This window comes from Candidatus Viadribacter manganicus (genome assembly GCF_001679665.1).
In the GTDB taxonomy this organism is placed as follows: Bacteria; Pseudomonadota; Alphaproteobacteria; order Caulobacterales; family Aquidulcibacteraceae; genus Vitreimonas; species Vitreimonas manganica.
Genome location: NZ_CP013244.1, coordinates 1,008,642 through 1,031,699 on the forward strand (window position 1 = coordinate 1,008,642; position 23,058 = coordinate 1,031,699).

20 protein-coding genes and 1 tRNA gene are annotated in these 23,058 nt (G+C 61.8%); 10 read left to right on the forward strand and 11 right to left on the reverse strand.

Annotation, left to right across the window (positions count from 1 at the left end; translation table 11 throughout):
- Positions 1–89 precede the first annotated feature (89 nt).
- Positions 90–1,004 (forward strand): MlaA family lipoprotein, encoded by a 915-nt coding sequence (locus ATE48_RS05445; RefSeq protein ID WP_228126803.1) that lies wholly within the window; start codon positions 90–92, stop codon positions 1,002–1,004.
- 14 nt (positions 1,005–1,018) lie between these two features.
- Entirely contained in the window at positions 1,019–1,675 is a 657-nt protein-coding gene (locus ATE48_RS05450; protein WP_066768637.1) for an MlaC/ttg2D family ABC transporter substrate-binding protein, read from the forward strand.
- Here the strand turns inward: ATE48_RS05450 and ATE48_RS05455 are convergent.
- Entirely contained in the window at positions 1,672–2,736 is a 1,065-nt protein-coding gene (locus ATE48_RS05455) for a quinone-dependent dihydroorotate dehydrogenase (RefSeq protein WP_066768641.1), read from the reverse strand. The two genes, ATE48_RS05450 and ATE48_RS05455, sit on opposite strands and share 4 nt — an antisense overlap.
- Positions 2,737–2,859: 123 nt before the next feature.
- On the opposite strand from ATE48_RS05455, the gene ATE48_RS05460 reads away from it, so the two are divergent.
- Positions 2,860–3,480: a S24 family peptidase gene (locus ATE48_RS05460; protein WP_066768644.1), complete on the forward strand. Its 621-nt coding sequence runs from the start codon at positions 2,860–2,862 to the stop codon at positions 3,478–3,480.
- Between the two features lie 59 nt (positions 3,481–3,539).
- Complete coding sequence (locus ATE48_RS05465; RefSeq protein ID WP_066768647.1) at positions 3,540–4,085, forward strand: hypothetical protein; 546 nt, start codon at positions 3,540–3,542, stop codon at positions 4,083–4,085.
- Here ATE48_RS05465 and ATE48_RS05470 read toward each other — a convergent pair.
- Complete coding sequence (locus ATE48_RS05470) at positions 4,082–4,585, reverse strand: SixA phosphatase family protein (protein WP_066768650.1); 504 nt, start codon at positions 4,583–4,585, stop codon at positions 4,082–4,084. The genes ATE48_RS05465 and ATE48_RS05470 overlap by 4 nt on opposite strands.
- 92 nt (positions 4,586–4,677) lie before the next feature.
- Between ATE48_RS05470 and ATE48_RS05475 the strand changes: the two genes are divergently transcribed.
- Together ATE48_RS05475 and ATE48_RS05480 are read left to right on the forward strand one after the other, a co-directional pair.
- Entirely contained in the window at positions 4,678–4,935 is a 258-nt protein-coding gene (locus ATE48_RS05475; protein ID WP_066768652.1) for a hypothetical protein, read from the forward strand.
- Positions 4,936–4,997: 62 nt separating this feature from the next.
- On the forward strand, positions 4,998–6,587 hold the full coding sequence (locus ATE48_RS05480; RefSeq protein ID WP_156767612.1) for a lysine--tRNA ligase: 1,590 nt from the start codon (positions 4,998–5,000) through the stop codon (positions 6,585–6,587).
- Here ATE48_RS05480 and ATE48_RS05485 read toward each other — a convergent pair.
- On the reverse strand, positions 6,584–7,996 hold the full coding sequence (locus tag ATE48_RS05485; RefSeq protein ID WP_156767613.1) for a pyridoxal phosphate-dependent decarboxylase family protein: 1,413 nt from the start codon (positions 7,994–7,996) through the stop codon (positions 6,584–6,586). The two genes, ATE48_RS05480 and ATE48_RS05485, sit on opposite strands and share 4 nt — an antisense overlap.
- Positions 7,997–8,108: 112 nt before the next feature.
- On the opposite strand from ATE48_RS05485, the gene ATE48_RS05490 reads away from it, so the two are divergent.
- Both ATE48_RS05490 and ATE48_RS05495 read left to right on the forward strand, forming a co-directional pair.
- Positions 8,109–9,383 carry a cation:proton antiporter domain-containing protein gene (locus ATE48_RS05490; RefSeq protein WP_066768656.1) on the forward strand — a complete coding sequence of 425 codons (1,275 nt, stop codon included), beginning with the start codon at positions 8,109–8,111 and terminating at the stop codon, positions 9,381–9,383.
- A 399-nt stretch (positions 9,384–9,782) separates the two neighbouring features.
- A complete protein-coding gene (locus ATE48_RS05495; protein ID WP_156767614.1) occupies positions 9,783–10,466 on the forward strand; it encodes a hypothetical protein in 684 nt (227 codons plus the stop codon).
- Positions 10,467–10,472: 6 nt separating this feature from the next.
- On the opposite strand, the gene ATE48_RS05500 is transcribed toward ATE48_RS05495, so the two are convergent.
- On the reverse strand, positions 10,473–11,489 hold the full coding sequence (locus ATE48_RS05500; protein WP_066768666.1) for a threonine aldolase family protein: 1,017 nt from the start codon (positions 11,487–11,489) through the stop codon (positions 10,473–10,475).
- Between the two features lie 159 nt (positions 11,490–11,648).
- Here ATE48_RS05500 and ATE48_RS05505 point away from each other — a divergent pair, with 159 nt between their 5' ends.
- Positions 11,649–13,955 (forward strand): ATP-binding response regulator, encoded by a 2,307-nt coding sequence (locus ATE48_RS05505; protein WP_066768668.1) that lies wholly within the window; start codon positions 11,649–11,651, stop codon positions 13,953–13,955.
- Here ATE48_RS05505 and ATE48_RS05510 read toward each other — a convergent pair.
- Together ATE48_RS05510 and ATE48_RS05515 are read right to left on the reverse strand one after the other, a co-directional pair.
- Positions 13,952–15,379 (reverse strand): M20/M25/M40 family metallo-hydrolase, encoded by a 1,428-nt coding sequence (locus ATE48_RS05510; protein WP_066768672.1) that lies wholly within the window; start codon positions 15,377–15,379, stop codon positions 13,952–13,954. The genes ATE48_RS05505 and ATE48_RS05510 overlap by 4 nt on opposite strands.
- A gap of 99 nt (positions 15,380–15,478) precedes the next feature.
- On the reverse strand, positions 15,479–15,673 hold the full coding sequence (locus tag ATE48_RS05515) for a hypothetical protein (protein WP_066768674.1): 195 nt from the start codon (positions 15,671–15,673) through the stop codon (positions 15,479–15,481).
- A 115-nt stretch (positions 15,674–15,788) separates the two neighbouring features.
- On the opposite strand from ATE48_RS05515, the gene ATE48_RS05520 reads away from it, so the two are divergent.
- Positions 15,789–15,862, forward strand: a tRNA-Gly gene (locus tag ATE48_RS05520).
- 1 nt (position 15,863) lies between these two features.
- Here the strand turns inward: ATE48_RS05520 and ATE48_RS05525 are convergent.
- The 5 genes from ATE48_RS05525 to ATE48_RS05545 all read right to left on the reverse strand — a co-directional run bounded on the left by ATE48_RS05525 (position 15,864) and on the right by ATE48_RS05545 (position 23,001).
- Positions 15,864–18,113 carry a M28 family peptidase gene (locus tag ATE48_RS05525; RefSeq protein WP_066768678.1) on the reverse strand — a complete coding sequence of 750 codons (2,250 nt, stop codon included), beginning with the start codon at positions 18,111–18,113 and terminating at the stop codon, positions 15,864–15,866.
- A gap of 71 nt (positions 18,114–18,184) precedes the next feature.
- Positions 18,185–19,492, reverse strand: a complete 1,308-nt coding sequence (locus ATE48_RS05530) for a TolC family outer membrane protein (protein ID WP_066768679.1) — start codon at positions 19,490–19,492, stop codon at positions 18,185–18,187.
- 14 nt (positions 19,493–19,506) lie between these two features.
- The gene (locus ATE48_RS05535; RefSeq protein WP_156767615.1) at positions 19,507–20,742 is read right to left on the reverse strand and encodes an ABC transporter permease; all 1,236 of its coding nucleotides are present in this window, start codon (positions 20,740–20,742) and stop codon (positions 19,507–19,509) included.
- Complete coding sequence (locus ATE48_RS05540) at positions 20,726–21,439, reverse strand: ABC transporter ATP-binding protein (protein WP_066768681.1); 714 nt, start codon at positions 21,437–21,439, stop codon at positions 20,726–20,728. The genes ATE48_RS05535 and ATE48_RS05540 overlap by 17 nt, the downstream gene beginning before the upstream one ends.
- A complete protein-coding gene (locus ATE48_RS05545; RefSeq protein WP_066768683.1) occupies positions 21,439–23,001 on the reverse strand; it encodes an efflux RND transporter periplasmic adaptor subunit in 1,563 nt (520 codons plus the stop codon). Before ATE48_RS05545 ends, ATE48_RS05540 begins: the two co-directional genes overlap by 1 nt.
- Between the last annotated feature and the right edge of the window lie 57 nt (positions 23,002–23,058).

A 23,058-nucleotide genomic window follows, 5' to 3' on the forward strand; every position in this document is an offset into this window, starting at 1 on the left:
AGGTAAATGAACGGTTCAGCTGCGGAACAGCAAAGTTGATTAACCCTACCCCGTCATTATTTGCCCAGGACCTAGAGGGGGTCCGTACGATGCGGGGACTAGTTTCTGTCATGGCTTTGGCGGCCTGCTTGGCCGCCCCGACTATCGCGTCCGCGCAAGAAGCGTCGGCGGATGCGAGTGCGGCTGCACCTGTCGCAGCCGTGACTAGCGCTCAGGCGAGCAACGATCCGTGGGAAGGCTTCAACCGCGGCATGTTCAGTGTGCACCAGGCCATCGATGGCGCGGTGCTCGAGCCGGTTGCGCGCGGTTATCGCGTAGCGACGCCGCGCTTGTTTCGTTCTGGCGTTTCGAACTTTCTGCGCAATCTCAAAGGCCCGGTGATCTTCGCAAACGATGTGCTGCAAGGCGAAGTCAACCGCGCAGGCACAACCGCTGGCCGCTTCGCCATCAACACAACCGTCGGCATCGCAGGGATTTTCGACCCCGCGACAAGCATGGGCCTTGAACGGCACGACGAAGATTTCGGCCAAACACTTGCTGTTTGGGGCATGCCGTCTGGTCCGTACCTCTTCGTACCATTGTTCGGACCATCAACGTTGCGCGACAGCGCCGGACAAGCTGTCGACAACGCATTCGATCCTCTCACCTATGCCGATTTTGACGATGTCGACACTGCGCGCGCCGCGCGCGGCATGATTTCGGGCATCGCACAGCGCGAGGCGCTTATCGATCAAATCGACTCGTTTGAAGCGCAAGGCGGCGATCTCTACATCACCTACCGCAGCGCATACGAAGTTGCGCGCGAGGCGGCGATCCAAAACGGTCGCGCCAATGTCCAAGATTTGCCGGACTTCGACGACATTAATGAAGAGCCAGTAACAAACACGCCGAATGGAGGCGCTAGCGCTGAAGCAATTCAGCAACAGGCGGATCAAATCCAATCGGCTGAGAATTCAGCAGTCTTCACGGAAGCGCCTGTGCTTCCCACCTCGACGCAGGACTGAAGGAGAATTTTGTCGTGACCCGTCCCGTTACCCGCGGCACGTTTTTGTCAGGCCTGATTGGCCTGGGCGCGCTCGCCGCTGCAACCGATGCGCATGCGGCGCGTAACTCCGACGCGGAAACGTACGTGCAGACGAACGCCGCCGCGGCGCTTGCCGCACTCGGCAATCAGAGCGTCTCATCGACACAACGCCAACAGCAATTCCAGCGCCTCATGACGCAATTCGCGGACATGCAGCGCATCGCGATCTACGTCGTTGGCCGCTACCGTGGTTCGCTGGTGGAAGACGCCGCTCTCCGTCGCGAATGGCAAGACACTTTCCAAGCTTTCGCGATCGCCACTTACGAAGATCAGTTCGAGAATATGAGCGGCGCCGCGATCCGCGTCGTTGGCTCTGAAGAGCGCACCGCCGGCCGTGACGTCGTCGTCGACAGCCAAGTGCGTCCCGCGCGCGGCGAACCGATGCGCGTGCAATGGCGCGTGCTGCGGGCCGAGAACGGTTGGAAGGTCACCGACATCGCGGTGGGTCGCGATGGCGTGTGGTTGGGTCAGATTCAGCAGCGTCAGTTCCTGGCGCAGCTCGACTCGAACCGCGGCGACATTCGCGCGCTGATGACGGATATTCGCGGCCGCACCACCTCGATGCGTCAACGCATCATGGCCCGCTCCTAAGAGCGCTCTACGCCAACGGCTTCTGAAATATGATCGAAGCCTTCGGCCATGAGCAGGCCGTCGAGTTCATCGAGAATACGCGCCACCAGACTTGGCCCCTGGAAGACCATGGCCGAATAAAGCTGCACGGCGCTTGCGCCCGCTTTGATCTTGGCGAACGCTGTCATGCCGTTCTCAACCCCGCCGACCCCAATCAAGGGCAAGCGGCCATTGAGCACCTGCGCAAAAGTGCGCAACGTCTGCGTTGAAATCTGAAACAGCGGCTGACCAGAAAGCCCGCCCTGCTCTTCGCGGTTATCCGACGTGAGATGCGGCGGACGCTGCAACGTCGTGTTCGACACGATAAGCGCGTCGAGTTCGTAACTCAGCGCGATCTCGGCGATGTCTTCGATTGCGGCATCGTCGAGATCCGGCGCCACCTTCAAGAACAGCGGCCGGCGGCCATGGGCGACGGTGAGCGGCGCGCGTGCTTCACGCAATCTGCCCAACAATTCTTCGAGCGCACCGCGTTCCTGCAAACCGCGCAAGCCCGGCGTGTTCGGAGACGAGATATTCGCTGTGACGTAAGATGCGGGTTTCCAAACCCGGCCCATGCCGAGCACGTAATCGGCGGTGCGGTCAGCGCTTTCTTTGTTGGCGCCAACGTTTGCGCCGACGATACCGGGCCTGCCTGCACGCGCGGCCAAACGATCGGCAAAAGCATCAAGGCCCTTATTGTTGAAGCCGAGACGGTTGATGACCGCGCGGTCTTCGCTCAACCGAAAAATGCGCGGCTTGGGATTGCCCGCCTGCGGCAGCGGCGTGACGGTGCCACACTCGACGAAACCAAAACCGGACCGCAGCAACGCGTCTGGCGCCTCGCAATTTTTATCGAACCCGGCGGCCATGCCGATGGGATTGGGAAGCTCAAGGCCGGCGAGGTTTGTGTTCAAACGCGGCCAACGATCGGCGCGCGCGCGCGGCCCAAGCTGCGCGCGCAATCCAAGGAGCGCGGCGTGGTGCGCCGTCTCTGGATCAATCAAGCGCAGGCCGCGCGTCACGAGATCGTGCGGAGAAGTCACGATCGTTGCGCTTCACAGATTCTACCGCGCCTGTCGCGCTATACCTGACCCAGTTCACCCATTTCGGACTTTGATCCTATATATGGGTTGAAAGTCCTTTTGTGGGCCCTATAGCCAGTGGCCATGAACCACGCCCACATTTGGCGCGCGATTGACGCCTTGGCGGCTCGCAAGGGCATGAGCGCCTCCGGTCTTGCGCGCGCGGCCGGGCTCGACCCCACCACATTCAACAAATCAAAGCGCCAAGCGCCGGATGGCAAGCCGCGTTGGCCCTCAACCGAAAGCATTTCGCGCGCGCTCGCGGCCGCCGAGGCAAGTTGGGATGAGTTTGCAGCCCTGCTCGCAGGGCCCGATGGCGCAGGCCGCGCAATCCCAATCGTCGCCATGGCGCGCGCGGGAGCTCACGGCTTCTTCGATGAAGGCGGCTTTCCTGTCGGCGCGGACGAAACAGTTCGCTTTCCTGATCTCGGCGAAGATCGGGTCTACGCGCTCGAAATAGCTGGCGATTCAATGGAGCCAACCTATCGCGCCGGCGATGTGGTGATCGTGCAGCCGGGCGCTGCGGTGCGGCGCGGCGATCGCGTCGTCGTGCGCACGCGCTCTGGCGAGGTGATGGCGAAGGTGCTTGGCCGGAAGAATGATCAGACGGTGGAACTAACGTCGCTCAATCCGACGCACAAACCGCGCGAACTTGCCGTCACCGACATCGAATGGATGGCGCGCATTCTCTGGGCGAGCCAATAGCGACTCTTGGTGACGCTACGACGTTGCCGTGCAAATCTCGACGCGGGGGAAATTTCACCATGCGCATCGCACACGCCATTTCCGCTTCGCTGTTCTTCGCCCTCGCCGCTTGCGGCCAAGCCGCCGCGCCGACTGAGGCTGACGCCCAGACTGCCGACGCCGCCACGCAGACCGGTGACGTCACCGCAGCCGAACGCGCCGCCATCCTCGCGGCGCTTAACATGCATGCAAACGCGCAAGGCCAAGTCGAAAACGAATGCGGCGAGCGCGTCACGCCGCGATTTGATGTCGCCGACATCGGCAGCGGCCCCGGCCGCGTCATCGCCTACACGATCGGCGGCGGGCCGAACATGCTCACCTGCTACGGCGACGGCGCGCTGACGATCTTCATGCGCAATCAAAACGGAGCGTGGGGCGAAATCTGGCAAGGCCGTCCAGGCGGCGCGATCGTCCTGTCGACGCAGCACAATAGCGGCAATGACATCGCCACCGGTGGCCCGGGTTTCTCATTCCCGGTCTCGCAGTGGAACGGCACAACCTACATCGCGACAGGCCGAACAGTGAGTGACTCGGCGCTCGGTGACGCGCGCTTCATTCCGAACTAGTCGTCACCGCGCAACGGCTTCCAAGCAGCAATCAATCGCGGACCTGCCGCGCGCATGACCTCGCCTTTGATTTCAAACGCCGCAAAGGCGGACGTCGGAAAGCGCCCGCTCAGATCGCGCGCAAGCTTTGATCCGTCGTGCGCCTGATGCACCAGCATTGAAACAAGATCGCCAATGCCCGGATTGTGCCCGACGATGACGACGCTTTCGGCGTCGCTCGCAGTGAAGGCATCCCAAATGCTCTCGGGGGCGGCATGATAAAGCGCATCCTCAAAGCGCATCTCTGGGGCGAAATTCGCCAAGCCATGCTGGGCGGTTTCGCGCGTGCGTTCAGCCGTTGAGATCAGAGCAAGCGTCGGCTTCAGCCCAGCCTCCGCCATCGCCGCGCCCGCGGCGGCGGCATCCCTGCGCCCTCGCCCGGTTAGACCCCGCTCTTCGTCGCTATCGGCTTCATGGGCGCGGACGGCCTTGGCGTGCCGCAGGAGGATCAGAGTTCGCATGGCCCGGCGGAGTCTGCCTTGCTGCTGAAAAAGCGCAACGGCCCGCATCCGCTAGCGCGAGCGGCGGCTGCTACCAGCCAAAGGAGAGAGACATGAAGCTGCGTTGGATCATCCTGGCTGGCGCCGGCGCCGTCGTCATCGCCGCCTGGAGCGCACTGGCCATCGGTTATTTTTACCGCCCAAGCATGCCGGTCTGGGTCGCGATCGTGACCACGACCGCCTTTGCCACTGAGGGCTTCCTTTGGCTCGCGGCCGGCGTCTTTGGCTGGGGCTTCTTGGCCAAACGCCGCGCCGCGTTGGCGCGCTTGCGCGACCGCTTCTTCGCCAAGCGCGATCAGATCACAGAGTAGCATCGCCGCGCTTTGCTTGCGGCGGCGCGCCCGTTACATCGGTTTTCCACTTGGATTCGCCGATGTCTGATCTCACCACCCTCGCTGCCGCCGCCAAAGCTTGGCCCTTCGAACAAGCGCGCCTGGTGCTTGAACGGCGCCAAAAGAAGCCCAAGGACGTGGTCGTCTTCGAAACCGGGTACGGTCCTTCGGGATTGCCGCACATCGGCACGTTCGGTGAAGTGGTGCGCACCTCAATGGTGCGCCACGCTTTTCGCGTACTCACCGGCGACAAGATCAAGACCAAGATCATCTGCGTCTCGGATGACATGGATGGGATGCGTAAGATCCCGGACAATATTCCGAACCCGAAGGCGCTTGAGCCCTACTTGCAAATGCCGCTCACGGTCGTGCCCGACCCCTTCGGTACGCACGAGAGTTTCGCACATCACAACAATGCGCGGCTGCGCGCATTCCTGGATAGCTTCGGCTTCGACTACGAATTCAAGTCAGCAACTGAGCTCTATAAGTCAGGCGCCTTCGACGCTGCATTGCTCAATGCGTTGAAGGCCTATGACGAGATCATGGCCATTATGTTGCCGACCCTCGGCGAGGAGCGCCGCAAGACCTACAGCCCCTTCCTGCCGATATCGCCCAAAAGCGGCCGCGTGCTCTATGTGCCGATGAAGAAGATCGACGCCGCGAACGGCACGATCACCTTCGACGACGAAGATGGCGAGGAGATCACTCAGTCGGTCACGGGCGGCCGCGCCAAGATGCAGTGGAAGCCGGACTTCGGCATGCGCTGGGCGGCGCTGGGCGTCGATTTCGAAATGTTCGGCAAGGACCACCAGCCGAACCAGCAAGTCTACGCGCGCATCTGCAAGGCGCTGGGCGCTGAGCCGCCGGTCAATTACGTATATGAACTCTTCCTCGACCAAAACGGCGAGAAGATTTCAAAGACCAAGGGCAACGGCATTAGCGTCGAGCAATGGCTCGCGTACGCCGCGCCAGAATCACTGTCGCTCTATAATTTCCAAAAGCCACGAACGGCGAAGAAGCTCTATTTCGATGTCATCCCGAAGGCGGTCGATGAGTATCTGACCTACGTCGAGAGCTATCACAGCCAAAACATCGCCGAGCAGATCGAAAATCCTGCATGGCATATCCACGCCGGCAATCCGCCGAAGGATCTGACGCCGATTTCGTTCGCGCTGCTCACCAATCTCGTCTCGGCGTCAAATGCCGAAACGAAGGAATTGCTGTGGGCGTTCATCGGCAAGTACGCGCCGGACACAACGCCGCAAACGCACCCCTTCCTCGACAAGCTCACGGATTACGCGATCGCGTACTTCAACGATTTCGTGAAGCCGACGAAGAAATTCCGCGCCGCCACGGACAAGGAGCGCGCCGCCTTCGAAGACTTGATCACGCGCCTAGATGCGCTTCCGGCGGACACCACCGATGGCGAAACAATCCAGAACGAAGTCTACGCCGTCGGCAAGGACCATGGGTTCGAGCCGCTGCGCGACTGGTTCAAGGCGCTCTACGAAGTGCTATTCGGCGTCGAGAGCGGGCCGCGCTTCGGACAATTCGCGGCGATCTTCGGTGTTCGCGAGACCAGCGCGCTGCTGAAGCGCGGCCTAGCGGGCGAGCTTCTGCAGGCGGGCTAGGCGTTTGCGTGCAATTCTGCGCGCCAAGCGCTCAGTATCGCTTCTGCGCTTCGATCGATGTCATCATCGGTCGTGTTGGCGCTGATGACAGAGACACGAATGATCTGCCGGCCGCGCCAGTTCGCGCCGCCAACGAAGCACACGCCGTCATTTTGAATGCGAGCGATTGTGCGATCGGTGAGTGCGTCCGCCTCAGCGCCGTCAAGATTCGCTCCAAGACGCACCGCGACTTGGTTCAGGACAACATCGTTCATGATTTCGATGCCGGGCTCTTTGCCTAACCGCTCGGCCATACGCCGCGCTTGCGCGCAGTGGCGGGCTACCATTGTCGCAATCCCCTCACGCCCGAGCGACTTGATCATCGCCCAAGTCGCAAAAGCGCGCCCGCGACGCGAAAGCTCCGGCACAAAATCGGCCGGGTGACGCTCAACACCCGCCGGAAGATAGGAAGCCGCGATCAACATTGCGCGCCGGTGCGCCTCTGCATTCCGTACGACCGCATAAGCGCTGTCATGGGGCGTCTGCAGCCACTTGTGGCCGTCGACGCCCCATGAATCCGCCAACTGGAGCCCGCGCGATAGGTGCGCACGGTCCGGGCACGCTCTCGCCCACAATCCGAACGCGCCATCAACGTGCAGCCAAGCGCCCTTTTCATGTGCGGCTGCTGCAATCTCTTCGAACGGATCAAAGCCACCGGAATTGATATGGCCAGCTTGCGCGATCGCGATGATCGGCCCGTCGAGTTTTTCAACTGCCTTTGCGAACGCGCCAGGCTTCATGAGCCCCTGCTCATTGACCGGGACACTGACAACGCGCTTCGCGCCGAGTCCCAGATAGCGAAGACCGGAAAAGACGGTCGAGTGCGCCTCTTCTCCGAGCACAACATGAACTGGCGGAGCGCCGAACAAGCCGTCCGCTTCCGCGTCCCAACCAGCGCGCCGCAGCACCTCTCCGCGCGCTGCAGCGAGGCAGGTAAAGTTCGCGAGCGTCGCGCCTGTAACGAAGCCGACGGAAGACTCTCGCGGCAAATCCAGGAGATCAAGCAACCACGCACCCACGCGTTCTTCGCAGGCGGACGCTGCAGGCGTGGCGTGCGCATTACCGACGTTCTGAGCCCACGCGCTCGTCAGCCAGTCAGCGGCCATGCCGGCCGGTTCGGTTGCGCCGATCACCCAACCAAAAAAGCGCGGGCCGACCATGTTAGCGAGGCCGGCTTCTGTCAGTGTCGCCAATTCCAAGATCAGTTCACCAATCGGTGCGCCGTGCTCGGGCGTCGGCGCCTCGAAGGCCGTTTGCAGCTCCGCATAAGATTTCAGAGGACGAGCCGGCGCCTCGGCGCGGCTTTCACGAAACGACGCAGCCCGTTCAGCGACATCGTGTAACACCGCGCGCAACTCTTCATTCCTCATGCTTTATCTCCGCGCGCGTTCTAGCCGCTCCTGTGCGAGCGAGCACGACGAAATCGATCCGCAACATTGACATCGCGGCGCCAATGCTTTCGATTGCCCATCTTACATCAATTTGCCAATCGGCGACCGCCGCGGTCAGTGGCGGCCGAAGCGAACATTTTGCGAGGCCCCACTGGAAAATCACGCCCTGATCGTCAACCTCGTCTTTGCCATCGCGCTCGCCTTCTTCTTCGGAGCGCTAGCACAAAAACTGCGCATCTCGCCGCTGGTCGGATACCTCATTGCCGGTGTGGCTGTCGGCCCATATACGCCGGGATTTGTCGGCGATGCCGGGCTTGCGATGCAGTTCGCGGAGATCGGCGTCATTTTGCTGATGTTCGGCGTCGGGCTGAAGTTTTCCCTCGCTGATCTTTGGGCGGTGCGGGGCGTCGCGATACCGGGCGCCCTAGTGCAAATGACTGCGGCAACGCTGCTTGGCTACGGCGTCGGGGCGTTGCTGGGAATGGACGCGGCCGAAGCACTCATGCTTGGATTTTCGCTCTCGGTCGCGAGCACCGTGGTGCTGCTTCGGGCCCTGGAAGAGAGAAGCCTAGTCAAAACTGAGAACGGCCGCATCTGCGTGGGCTGGCTCGTCATCGAAGATATCGCGATCGTGCTTGGCATCGTGCTATTGCCCGCCTTGGCAGGCGCCGCAAACGGCACGGGCGCGGCGACGCCGATGGCGACCATCACCGCCCTCGCTCTGACGATTGGGAAGATTGGCATCTTCGTCGCGCTGATGTTGTTCGTCGGCAGGCGCGTGTTTCCCTGGCTCATCGTTCAGATCGCGCACCTGAAATCACGCGAGCTGCTTTCACTTGGAACGCTGACGCTTGCGCTTGGCATTGCCTGGGTCGCCTACGAGCTCTTTGATGCATCGTTTGCGCTCGGCGCATTTCTCGCAGGCGTCGTACTCAACGGCACAAAGTTCACCCACCGCATCGCCGAAGAGTCCTTGCCGCTACGCGATACGTTCGCAGTGCTGTTCTTTGTGTCTGTGGGCATGCTGTTCGACCCGATGACATTGGTGCGCGAGCCAATCGGTGTTGTGGCCGTCGTGGCTATCATCGTCGTCGGCAAGACCGGCGCGGCATTGGCGATCACAGCGCTCTACAAACTGCCAATGCGCACTGGGATGACGATCGCGGCGTCGCTGGCGCAGATCGGCGAGTTTTCATTCGTGCTCGCCGGCATGGGGGTGTCGCTCGGGTTGCTCTCGAATGAGACGTACAATCTCATCCTTGCCAGCGCGCTCATCTCGATCGCGCTCAATCCCCTCTTGTTCCGCGTTGCCGAGGCTCTTTCGGACGGTGACGAGACCCAGAAGAAGGCCAGCGCTTCCGCGTAGTTGCGAATTTTCAAACATGCGTCGGTTGCAAAAGTCCTCTACACAGCCCAAGGGCGGTTGTGAGTAATCACTTGCGCCCGCTCAGTGTGGGCGATGGGGGCCCGCCGACTAGGAAGAAGCGCCGGTAGGCCACCTGCAGACCCGGCTGGTCCTCATGGGCGCTCTCCGGTTGGCTGAGCCACGCGCGCGCGGCGCTCACCATGCCGTTCTATTGGCCGCTGGCCTCACTGGCGGCGTACCGTGCGCCGGCTGAGCTTATCCTCAGGCCGCACTATTGGTCGAAAACCAAACATGGCGTTTCGGCACGACGCCCCTATTCTTTCCAAGCGCCACTGAAGAGCCATGTTTCAGCGCCCAGATCAGAGGCGCGAGGGCGCGCTTGATCCGGGGATGGACGTCATGCGCATTTTGTTGGGCGCCATAGCCGCCGCGATTTCGATGTTTCTGTGCGGACAAACGCCAGCGGCGGCGCAAGCCGTCAATTGTCCAATCACGACCGTGCAACGCGGCATCACGAACTCGCTGCCCAGCGGCTGGTACACGACACCAGTACGCAGTCGCCTCACCGAGACGCGCGTCATGAACATTGGCGGACAGCAGACGATGGCTTGCGTCTACGGCGAGGCCGCAACGGTTCTGCGCGAAATTCCAGCATCACAAATCTGCAGCGCGCGAAGCGGAGGCTTCGAATGCGGACCGGCATCTGAACCGGCGCCAACGCCGACTTCAGAAGTGTACGCCTCAGGCACGTTCAGCGTGCGCGGAACTTATGATTTCGATCTCGATGCAGGCGCCGAGGCTCCACGCACGACATCCCAATTCTGGTACGAGGTCATCCGCGATGGCGAGACCTATTTCACGCCACGCCGAGGTGCACGCATAGCCGCCGTGGGTGGCAGCGAACCCGGTTATTCGGGTTGCACCTCCGCGACGCTGACGAGCACCCGAACGCGCATAGAGACAACAACCGGCGGCTGGTTTTGCTATCGAACAAACGAGGGGCGAATTGGACAGTTTCACGTCGATGGCGTGAACCGGTTCTCGCGACCCATTGAGATGACGATCACCTACGCCACTTGGTGACGCCAACTATCGAAGCGATGCGAGCTGACCGCGCATAGCTTCGATATCGCGCTCGCCTTGGTCCCACGAAACCACGAGGCGCGCCTCTCCAGAGCCCGCCGCTCCCCAATCGTAAAACTCGGCTCCGGCGGCGCGCAGCCTCTCCAACGCCGCCGCGCCGGGCTTGATGAATATCTGGTTCGTTTCAGCAGGATGCGAGAGATAAGAAGACGCGGCGTGCGCCAATTGCGCGGCAAGCGCATTCGATCGACGCGCCAGGCGCAGCCAAAGGTCATCTTCCAAATAGGCCAACAATTGCGCGGCAACGAAGCGGCCTTTCGAAAGCAGGTGACCGCTGCGCTTGCGGCGGCGAGCGATCTCCTCCGCGCGCGCCGGATCGAAGCATACGATCGCCTCCGCTGTGATGGCGCCATTCTTGGTGGCGCCAAACGAGAGCAAATCTACGCCCGCGCGCCAAGTGACATCCGCCGGTCTGCACCCGAGCGCAGCGACGGCGTTGCCAAAACGCGCGCCATCCATGTGCACGCCAAGCCCCGCATCCTTTGCGACCTTCCCTAGCGCGGCAATCTCAGAGGGCTGATAGACAGCGCCACGCTCCGTCGCTTGCGAGACAGAAACTGCGAACGGCTTCACCGAATGAACGCCGCGATCGTTTCTTGAAATAGCTTCGCTTAGCGCTTCAGGCGAAACCTTTGCCCCATCACCATCGATGAGAACGAGCTTCGCGCCGCCCGAATAAAATTCAGTTGCCCCACACTCATCACACTCGATGTGGGATTCGCGATGGCACAGCACAGCGCCCCACGGCGCCGTTAGGCTCGCAACAGAGATCGCGTTCGCCGCCGTGCCGCTGGCGACAGTGAAGACGCGTACATCACGCTCGAATAGTGCACTGAATTTCTCGTCCAACAGCTTGGACCATTGATCCTCGCCGTAAGCGGATGCTGCGCCTTCGTTCACACGTGTTAGTGCTGCGATAATCTCTGGAGCTGCCGGCGCTGTGTTGTCAGAGCGAAAGTTCATGACCTCTTACCTTCAAGCGCAGCGCGCAATAACTCGTTCATGTCTCATCCACACATCGCGCAAACTTCGTTTCAAAACAGCACGAAATCATCGCCACGCGAACGCTTGCTTTACAGAGCTGGGATAGCGTTACCGTGAAATTAGCCATCGGGGCGGGCGGTGCAATACTTCATCAACCATCAGACGATCGAACGCGCTGCGGCCGAAGTCTTTTCGAGCGGGCGAGCACGCTTCTATCTCTATGGGTTGATCGGCGCCGCCTTAGCAACGGTAGCGGGCCTTGCGCTCGGCGCGATTTGGCTTGGCCTTGCGTTGCTGGTGGACGCCTCACGCACCTCGCTTGGCAAACACCTAAAACCGCTCTCGCCTGCACAATCTGCTGCCGCCTCTCTCGCGCTTGATATCGCCTCGAGCGCAAGCCTCGCCGTCGCACCCGCGATCGCGTGGTATTCCGGCGCGGCGCTGAGCGGCGCTATTGCCGCAACGATGATCGTCGCACTGGCCGCACACACCGCTTTCAACGCGAAACGCGGGCGCATGCACGCGCTTATTGCGTGCGCGCCGTATGCCGTGCTTGGTTTGACGATCCTCATAGAAAGCGGCTCTCTGGCGACGTTTGCGGCGATCGCAATGACGGGTGCTGCAATCGCCTACGTGTTCTTTGCAGCGATGTACCAAGCGCATCGCGCCGGCCACGCACGCATGCAGGACGCCGAATGGGTACGCCAGCTCAATATGAGCTTTGGCGACGACGCCGCCGCGAGCTGGGAGATCGATTTCGAGCGTCAGAGCGTCACTGGCGCGCGCCGTCTTGGCGCTCTCGTCGGCCGGCCCGTTAGCTACGCCGACATCGTAGAGCGCACATTTTTTGCGCCGCCGCAAGATCGCGCACTCGTCAACGCCGCGTTCGCACCAGAACCCGGTGCGGTTCGCTGCATCGCGCTTGAGCACGAAGCCGTCCGAGCGGACGGCTCGCGCGTGCGCCTGCGCCATCAAGGCTTTGTCCGCACGACGCCGGATGGCGTCCCAACGCGCGTGACGTGCATTACCCGTAGCGCTAACGCAATCACAGGATCCGGAGACACCGCCCCGACAATCTTGGCCACCGCCCAGGCCGCGCTCACAAACCAAGCCGAGGCGTTGCGAACGCTGAACAACGAACTTTCCGCCGCTGCAGAAACCGATCTCGGCGCCACGCCAGCCGCTTTGGCGGCAATCTTACGGGCATTAGTGGAACGCGGCGAAGCAATCGGGCGAGGCGTCGACGATCTTGCGCATGCGCGCCATGAGGCCGACGCGGCGAACCTCGCCAAATCTCAGTTCTTGGCCAACATGAGCCACGAATTGCGCACGCCCCTCAATGCCATCATCGGATACGCCGAGATGCTGCAGGAGGACGCGGAGGACAATGGCGACACCGCCGCTGTCCAAGATCTCAATCGCATTCTAACGGCAGCGAAGCATCTGCTCTCACTGATCGGTGAGATTCTGGATCTCTCGAAGATCGAAGCTGGCCGCATGGAAGCTGTGGCGTCGCTATTCGATCCCAGTGAGATGTTGGACGTCATTGTTGAGACGGTTCGCCCCATCGCCGTTGCAAACGGCAACGAAATCCGCCTCAACGGGACCTTGCTTGGTGCGAAAATCAGCACTGACTCGATGAAGCTTCAGCAATGCGTTCTGAATCTGCTCTCGAACGCCGCAAAGTTCACCAAGGACGGCAAGATCGATGTCGAATTCGATCGCAAGCGGTGCAACGGGGTGGAGCAACTCTTCGTCACCGTGCGCGACACCGGAATTGGCATGTCGAAAGAGCACGTTTCGCGTCTCTTTCAGCCCTTCGTGCAAGCGGATCCATCGATCACACAACAATATGGCGGAACAGGTCTCGGACTCACCATCACACGCCGCCTCTGCCAATTGCTTGGCGGCGATGTCACCGTGAAGAGCGTCCTGGGTGAAGGCTCTGCATTCACGATGCACGTGCCGATCAACCTGGCCGACGCCGCGACGGCACTCGGCGCTGCTGCAAAGATCGATGATCTGCAGGGCAATGAAGGCGCGCCGCTCGTTATCGTCATCGAAGACGAGGCTGATGCGCGCGAACTTGCCGCGCGCGCACTCACGCGGGCGGGGTTTGCGGTTCAGGGCGTCGGAGGCGGCGAAGCTGGCCTCGCTCTTGCCCGCGCGCAAGCGCCTGCCCTGGTGCTGCTCGACATCTTCCTGCCGGATCGCTCAGGCTGGCGCGTGCTCCAAAGCCTAAAGCACGACCCCAAGACACAGGACATTCCGGTTGTTGTGCTCTCGGTCAATGAGGATCGCGCGCATGCGCTTGCCCTCGGCGCCGCCGAACACATCGTAAAGCCGGCCGACCGTGACATGCTCGCGGCAACAGTGATGCGCTATGCACGCAAGCGCCCCGCACCACTGGCCGTCGCGCCCGCCGTCCAGAAAGCTGCCGGTTAGTTCTGAGCGTGGGCAGCCAGGACGCGCGCTACCGTCTCGGTCACGCGCTTGCCGGTTGGGATATGCAGAAACTCGTTCGGCCCGTGTGCATTGGAGTGCGGGCCTAGAACGCCGGTCACCACGAACTGGGCTTCGGGAAATTTTTCCCCGAGCATCCCCATGAACGGGATCGAGCCACCCTCGCCCATCATCGCCATCGGCTTTCCCCAAGCGGCGTGCGAAGCATCCTCAAGCGCAGCTTCGAGCCACGGCGCAGTGGCGGGCGCATTCCAACCTGAGCCTTCCTTTTCGCCGTCATACGACACGCGAGCGCCATAAGGTGGATCGCGTTCGAGTATCTGTTTCAGCTTGGCGCTAGCTTTCTTGGCGTCGGCCGTGGGCGGCACGCGCAGCGAAAGCTTGAGCTCTGTGAAAGGACGCAAAACGTTGCCGGCGTCACGTGGCAGCGGCGCGCCGCCGAAGCCCGTCACGGAGAGCGCCGGCCGCCAGGTGCGATTGAGAACGAGTTGGTCGCCCTCTTTGCCTGCTGGTTTCATGCCATCGACGAACGGAAACTTCGCGTAGACTTCCTTGCCCAGTGCGTCCGAGGCCACTTTGGCTTGCTTTTGTCGATCCGCAGGAATGTCGACGTTGAACTCGGCGCCAGCGATCTCACCGGTTTCGATGTTTTCGATACGCTCTAACAATTGCCGCGCAATGCGGAAGCTGGATGGCACCACACCCGAGGCGTCGCCTGAGTGAACGCCCTCTTCCAGGACATCGACACGGAGCGTGCCGCCAACCATGCCGCGCAGCGATGTCGTCAGCCAAAGGCGCTCGTAGTCGCCGCAGCCGCTATCGAGGCAGACCACAAGCGAGACCTTGCCGATGCGCTCGGCCAGCGCATCCATATAGAATGGCAGATCCGGCGATCCGCTTTCTTCGCTGGCCTCGATCACGATCACAGCGCGCTTGTGCGCGACGTTCTGCGCGTTCAGCGCCAGCAGCGCCGAGAGTGCGCCGAACATCGCGTAACCATCATCAGCACCACCGCGGCCGTAGAGTTTGTCGCCCTCCAGCACCGGGATCCATGGACCCTTGCCTTCGGCCCAGCCTATCATCTCCGGCTGCTTATCAAGGTGGCCGTAGAGCATCACAGTGTCGGCGCTCTTGGTGGCGCCTGGGACATCGATGAAGATCAGCGGCGTCCGGCCCGGCAAACGCTCGACGCTCAACGTCGCGCCAGGCAGTTCTTGGATTTTCTTCTGCGCCCAGCCGACGAACAATTCGACGGCTTTCTCCATGTGGCCCTTTGCTTCCCACTCCGGCTCGAACGACGGCGATTTGTTCGGAATGGCGATATAGGTCGTCAGCGACGGAACGATCTCAGCATTCCAAATCTCGTCCACGAACTTGCGCAGTGCGTCTTGTGCAATCTCGGCCATGAAGCGGAGCTCCTTTGGCGCCAATCTAGGGCGTGCGCGGGCGTACTTCCACACCCGCGCACGCTCGCGCGTGCGTCACCAGCGCGCGGGCGGCCGCGCTTACGGCCCAAAGACAAAGTCGGCTTGGGTGATGACGTTGTCGCCGTCGCCGGAGACGTTTTTGAGGGTGATGAAGTAGGTATCATCGATGCGGATGACGGTGTCGGCGCCGGTGTCGATGATGGCGACGCGGGCTGGTCCCCCGAGCGGCGCTACGGCAGTGGTGTTGATGCTGCCGTCTTCGATCGTTGGCATGCTTGCCTAAAGCCTTCGCTGGGTCAAACGCTACTGATCGATGCGGAATGAATCTACCGCATGCCGGCGCCTTGCCCTTGCAAGATCGGCGCTTTCGGATATCGCTCTCACCAATGCGGGCGTGATGTAGTGGTAGCCTGGAAGCTTCCCAAGCTTCTCGTGCGGGTTCGATTCCCGCCGCCCGCTCCAGCTATTCTAGCCTGAATCTCGACAACGTCGTTACGCCGTCACCCATTTGGATTGGCGTCGCCGTGGGACCGCGTCGCGCGCCTAGCGCTTCGGCCGCAGCCATGGTGCGCCCGGGAAATTGTCCAATGGCGTACCAATCTTGCGGTTCTTCACGAGCAAGGGCGACCTCGATCATCGCGCCGTCACATGCGCGCCCCTGGCAGGCAACATTCATATACGCACCACCCTCGCCGCCTGTGTCTGCAAAATCAGTGAGAACGCCGTTCACCCGCACGCGCAACGGCTGGGCCGCCAAAGGCAGACGCAAGATCACGCGATAGGCGCCGTTCATCACCAAGCGTGCACGAATAATGCGTTCCCCACCCTCTGAGGTGACCATAACGTCCTGAAGCGCAGGCGGCGTGATGTTCTCGGTTGGCGCCGGCATGGCCCACGTCGCGACGCGATCGCCAGGCAATATCATTTCCGGCTCGAATATCCCCGCGAGGCTTTTAGGGAGCGCACGCTCGGCAGAGCCCGCAAGGATGCGGGCTTCGCCGTCAATCGTGTTTAGAAAATAAGTGATGTTGAGCGGGCGAGGCCGCGCTTGGGACATGCTCGGCACAAGCGCTGACATCGCGATGCTCACGATCACGCCAAGCCCGACGATCGTCACCAACTCACGCCATCGCCCCTCACCGCGCAAGCTTGCGATCAAACCAAGACACGGCAACAGCATGAAGGCTGAAATCAGTGTGAGCGCAAACGGCATCTGGAAGCCAAGCGCCAACTCAATCAAGTGAAGCATCGGGGCCCAGATGATGATGACGGCAAGCAGGGCCAACCAAAGGCCCACCTGTTGGGCTGGCTTCCAAACTAACCCCAGCAATACGGCGCCGGTGAAGACCAAAGCCGGCAACGCAAAGAGAATAGAGATGCCATTCAATAGAAGCGACAACGCCCCGCCGATAATCACGAACCACAACATCGCCGCCGCGCCGGTTTGCGCCCCGCTACGACCACCGCGGAGCGCCATCAGCCCCAGCACACCGGCGAACATCGCGAGAAGCACAACCCAAGCACGCGTGGGCTCAGGAAATGCGAAGCCATAGTCCGCGCCTGGACGCAACGCATCGAGACCCAAGTCTGCCAGGAACGACGATCCGCCGGCGAATGCCACGGCGAGCGGCGGAGCAGCCAGAGCAGTCCAGCGCCCCTGCGCTCCAGTTCGCCAAAACACCAAGGCGATGACGAGCGCGCAGAACCCTAGAACCACCTGCCCAAGCCAACTCGGCGCCGAGACGAACACGCGCGATGCGATGTCGGTATAGACCATGGTCTGCGCAACATCCGCGTCCGCCTGTTGCGCGAAGCGCCGCGTTACCGCGAGTGCGACATCGCCGATGTGCTGCACGCTCCCTAGATCCTGCGAGGCAATATTGTCTTGAGGCGTGTGATAATCTTCAAGACCATCCAATATGGCCACGTTGACGATATCGAGCCCCGGTCGCGTCATCGCGGTGACGTCGCTTGAGTTGGACAATAGTGCGTAGACATCAGCCATGACTGAATTCGCGATTGGGCGCGGCGCAGCGCCATATACGGAAACAGCGTCTGCGTTGGGCTGATTGGACTCGAAGAACACCGCCGGGCCGCGCGAACCGCGCGCTTCCAAATTGACCAGCGACTCCACCGAGGCCATCAGCGGATCGTTGTTCGCAAAATCAAAAGCGCCGAGCAGCCCAGGCTCCTCGCCATCGCTAAACAAGAAGATCACGCGGCGGGTAAGATTTTCACTGCGAAGAATGCGCGCGACTTCGAGCCAAACGGAAAGCCCGAGTCCATCATCGCTGGCGCCCGGGGCGGCTGGCACCGAGTCATAGTGCGCGGCTGCAAGCACGGATGGCCCCGACGTTGGGCCCACGCTGAACACGATATTGCGAACACGCGCGCAATCGACCAGGGGGCCGCGCGGCTGCGGTCTGCAGGAAAACGCATCGCGCATCTCCGGCTGAAAGCCGAGTGCTTCGATCTCACGCAGCAAATTCTCGCGCACCACATCCTGAGCGGCGCTATCAACTGGATGTGGGGTCTCCTCGCCCAGCATCCGCACCAAGCGCTCCCGCGCCGCGCGTGCGTCAAACTGATCGGCGGCGTTGCGCGTGCGCACTCCGTCTGGCGTCAACGCCACACCCGCAAACATAATGGCGAGAAACAACGCAACGAGTAGCGCAAGAGCGCTGAGCCAGCGCACAGAGAAGAACGACATCATAGGCGCGGCTCTAACATCCAACCGCTGGGGACGCACGTTTTCTGGGGCTTAATCGAAGCAACGAGCCGCGATCAGCGGCCGCGAAGCTCGTCATTGTCCTCAATCAGGCCGCCTGAGCCCGCCGGGATGTCGAGCGTGCCGACGGCGGCCAGCAATTGCCGCTCCGCCACGACGAGGTCACGCTCAGCCTGCGCCAACGCGATTTGAGCCGTGAGCAAGTCCGCCACCTGGTCGAGCACTTCGACAGTGGATCGGAGGCCCGTCTCCTGCTCCAGGCGCACGCCCTCATAGGCGAGCGCTGCAGCGTCGACTTGCTCGCGCGCCGATTGCACGGCGGATCGTGCACTCGCGAGGCCAGTCCAGGAGTTGGTGACCACTTCCTGCACCGAACGCTGTATCGCGGCGAGGTCGAGATTCGAAGCGGAGCGAAGCGCGCGTTGTTGGCGGGTGCGCGAACGGATGGCGCCGCCCTGGAACAGCGGCACCGAAAGGCGCACGCCTACCGTATCATTCGAACTTTCCGACGTATCGTCGTTGAAATCGGCGCCGAGCGAATAGCCAGCCTCGGCCGTTACGTTCAGTCGGCCCTGCGCTGCGGCTGCATCAACGTTCGCGTCAGCAAGACGCGTGTCAGCCTGTGCGCTGATCAAGGTCGGGCTGTTATCGACGGCAGTCGAAAGCGCGCTTTCGAGATCCATCGGCAAGCCCGCCGCTGCCGGCGGCGCCTGGAGATCTGATGGCGGATGACCAACCAAGCGGCGATAGGCTTCCACTGCCGCCGCCATTGCACCCTGCGCCTGCACCAATTGCGTACGCGCTTGTGCAAAGCGCGCTTGGGCTTGCGCCTCGTCCGTGCGCGTCACGACGCCAGCTTCGAACTGCGCCTGTGCGTACTCATACAATTGCTGGAGATTGGAGACGTTTGTTTGGCGCGCGGCCACCACGGCCTGCGCTTGACGCACATTGGCGTAAGCGGACGTCACATCGAGCAGCAATTGCTGGCGCGCGCCCTCATAGTCTGCCGTTGCACCTGCGATCTGAGCGCGCGCGGCGCGCGTCGATGCAAGCACGCGGCCAGAGCCGAACAAAAGTTGAGAAATGTTGGCGGAGCTCGACCAGGTCTCCGTGCGATCACCTTCAAGCAAAGGATTGTCGGAATCCCGGTCACTGGCGCTGGCCAACCCTGAGATAGAAATTTGCGGCAACGCTGCGGAGAGCGCCTGCGGCAGCGCCTCACGGGTCGCGCGCAAACGCTGACGTTGCGCCGCGAGCGTTGGGTTCGATTCCTGGGCGGCGGTCATGGCCTCCGCGAGCGTATCCGCCTGCGCGGTTCCTATGGCGGCGCTCAGCGCGGCGAGTGAAACGATCAACGTACGCATCAAGGACTTCTTCCTCATTCCCGCCGCAACGCCTCGATCGGATCGAGTTTCGCTGCGCGCCATGCGGGATACGCGCCAAACACGACCCCGACCAAACCTGAAAAGGCGATCGCCAACCCAGCATTTAAAGGCGACACCACCAATGGTAGGTTAAATAGTGTTGTCATTCCCCAAGCGCCAGCAACGCCAATAACTAACCCGATAATCCCTCCCGCGACGGAAAGGGTGACGGCCTCCAAGCCAAACTGATTAAGAATATCTGACTGCCGCGCGCCCAAGGCTTTGCGGAGACCGATTTCGCGTGTCCGTTCTGTGACACTCACCAGCATGATGTTCATGATGCCAATACCACCTACGAGGAGGGAAACAGCGGAAATTCCCCCCAAAAGGGCAGTGAACACGCCAGTGGTTTGAGCCATCGTCTCGCTAATGGAGCTCAAGTTCTGAACCGTGAAATCGTCTTCGCCCTCGCGCGTGCGGTGGCGCTGACGAAGCAGATTTTCGACGTCCTCCTGAAGGCGGTTCAACACCTCCTCACTCTCGGCCTTCACCGAGATCTGACTCACAGTGTCGCCGCGCCCGCGCCGGCCCGCGATGCGGCGCTTCACGGTTGTCAGCGGCGCCAGCACGATGTCGTCCTGATCTTGGAAGCCCGATTGCCCTTTGGACTCAAGAATACCGATGACTTCATAGGCGCCGCCATTCATGCGCACCGTCTGACCGACTGGATCCATGTTCGGAAAGAGATTCTCGGCCACGGTGTTGCCGAGCACGACGATGCGACGCGCCTGGCGCTCTTCGGTTTCGTCAAACATGCGCCCCTGGGCGATCTCCCAATCTCGCGCGCTGAGAAAATCGGGCGTGACGCCATTTACTTCCGGGTTCCAGTTCAGACCATTGGCGATAACCTGCGCACGCGCTCGCTGCGAGGGCGCTACTACAGCGACGTTTTCCAACTGCGCGATCGCTTCGGCGTCATTTATCGTCAGCGAATCCCATCCGCCGCCAGCACCCGCTTGCCCGCGTACGCCGCCGCCACCGCGCATTGCGCCGGGCACGACAATGAGCAGGTTCGAACCCAGGCTCGCAATCGAACGCTCTACTTGGGTTTGCGCGCCCGAGCCGAGGGCAACCATCGCCACAACCGAGGCAACGCCAATGATGACGCCCAGCGCCGTAAGCGCCGAACGCATTGGATTGGCGCGCAGTGCGCGACCGGCGCTCGCAACAAGATCAGACGTGCGCATCATGGCGTGCATCCCGATCGTTCAAATGATCCGAAACAATGTGGCCGTCGCGCATCTCGATGGTGCGTTTGGTGGCGCGCGCAACGTCGTGATCGTGGGTGACGAGCACCACCGTCGCGCCCTCTTGGTTGAGCTGATTGAACAGCGCCAGAATTTCGATGCCAGTGTTGGTGTCGAGCGCCCCGGTCGGTTCGTCGGCTAGCAACAATGCGGGACGTCCCGCCAATGCACGCGCGATGGCCACGCGCTGTTGTTGGCCGCCCGAAAGCTGGGTGGGCTTATGGCCCATGCGCTGGCCCAGCCCTACACGTTCAAGTAATTCCGCCGCCCGCTCCCTGCGCTCCTTCGGCAACACACCGCCGTATATCATGGGCAGCTCCACGTTCTCCCAGGCGGTTAAGCGTGGCAGCAGGTTGAAGCTCTGAAATACGAAACCGATCGTCTGGTTGCGAAACACGGCAAGGTCGTCATCGCTCATCTTGCCAATGTCGTTTCCGGCAATCGTGATGCGTCCACCGCTAGGCGTGTCAAGTCCGCCGAGAATGTTCATCAACGTCGATTTGCCCGATCCCGACGGGCCGACAATGGCGCAATACTCACCGCGCGGGATATTGAAGCTTACCCCGTCAAGCGCGCGCACGGTTTCCTCGCCCATGCGATAGAGCTTCAATAAATTCGTCGCTTCGATCAGCGTCGTCATCACGCGCCCCGGATGCGAACGCCGCCGCCCGCCCCACGTCCGCCGCCGCCGAACGGGCCGCCTTGATTGCCGGTCTCTGCCTGAGGACCGCCACCGATGATGACTTCATCGCCTTCGTTGAGGCCGGAATGAATGAGCGTGAAGCCGTTGTCGCCAACCCCGGTCTCGACCTGCACCGGCGTCGGCCTGTTGTTGCGCAGCACCCAGACGACCGCCTGGTTGCGAACCTCTTGGCGCGGGCCGTTGCCAGCGCGCATTTGCGTCAACAACTCGCGCTGCGCCGCAGTCAGCGAGGGTTCAATCGCAGCAATAACTTGCTCACGCACACGCCGCATGGCGCCGCGCCGATCGCCGCCGCCCTGACCGCGGGGGGTTGACGCCATCGCATTTTCAAACGCCGCCTGCGCGGCCGCGCGTTGTTGTTCATCGAGCTGCAGCGATTCTGCAATTTGCGCGACGCCGCGCCCGCGCTGGCCGCCGCGCTGTGCGCCGTCGCCGCGCGTTTGCGCCTGGGCTTCACCAGACGCGCCGCGCCGGCCACCGTTACCGACCAGCGCTTGGGCTTGAGCTACAAGCTCAGGATCGGCGGGACGGAAGCGCAATGCCGTGTTCGGCAACCGGAGCACGTTTTCGCGCTGCTCGAGCACGATCTCTGCATTCGCCGTCATGCCCGGCAACAAAATTCGGCCAGGGTTATCGGCTTCGACAACCACTGTGTAACTGACAACGCCGGATTCCGCGACGCCCTGCTGACGCACTTGGCTCACACGGCCTTCAAACTCACGATCCGGGAAAGCATCGACGGTAAATTGCACCGCCTGCCCTTCTTGCACTTCGCCGATGTCGGCTTCGTCGACCGTGATGTTCGCCTGCAAGCGCGAGAGATCCTGCGCAATCGTGAACAGGGTGGCGGCTTGCAAACTCGACGCGACCGGCTGACCGACATTGACTTGCCGATCAACGACGACGCCATCTATGGGCGAGCGAATGATGCTACGCTCCAAATCCGTCCGCGCTGTTGCAACTTGCGCAGATGCAGAAGCGACCGCCGCGCGCGCCGTGTCACGCGCGGCGCGTTGCTGCGACATGAGCTGCTCGGACGCAAAGCCGCGCTGCTGCAGCAATTGGTAACGTTGGTAATCAGAGTTCGCGACCGCAGCCTGCGCTTGTGCTTGCGCGAGTTGAGCTTGCGCCTGAACGATGCGTTGCTGGAATGGCGTCGGATCAAGGCGCGCGAGCTCTTGCCCGGCGCGGACTTGCGAATTGAAGTCCACCGAAACGCTCTGCACAGGGCCCGAGACAGTAGCACCTACATTTGCTGACACCAATGGCTGCAGCGTGCCGGTCGCACTTACAACGCGCGTAATCGCGCCGCGGTCTAGCGCTGCTGTGCGATAGGGCTCGGCGTCATCCTTCGGACCGAACACGGACCAGCCAATCAGAACCGCGCCTAACGCGCCACCGGCAATGAAGAGATTGCGGCCGCGCAAAAACCCTGGGCGCTTAGCCCAGAGCCCGGACGCCGTGCTCTGCACGCGTTCCTTCATGGCCGTCAGTCCCATCTCACATCCTCACATGGCGAGGCAGCGTATCGAGGCACGAGCCTCCGCGCCCAGCGG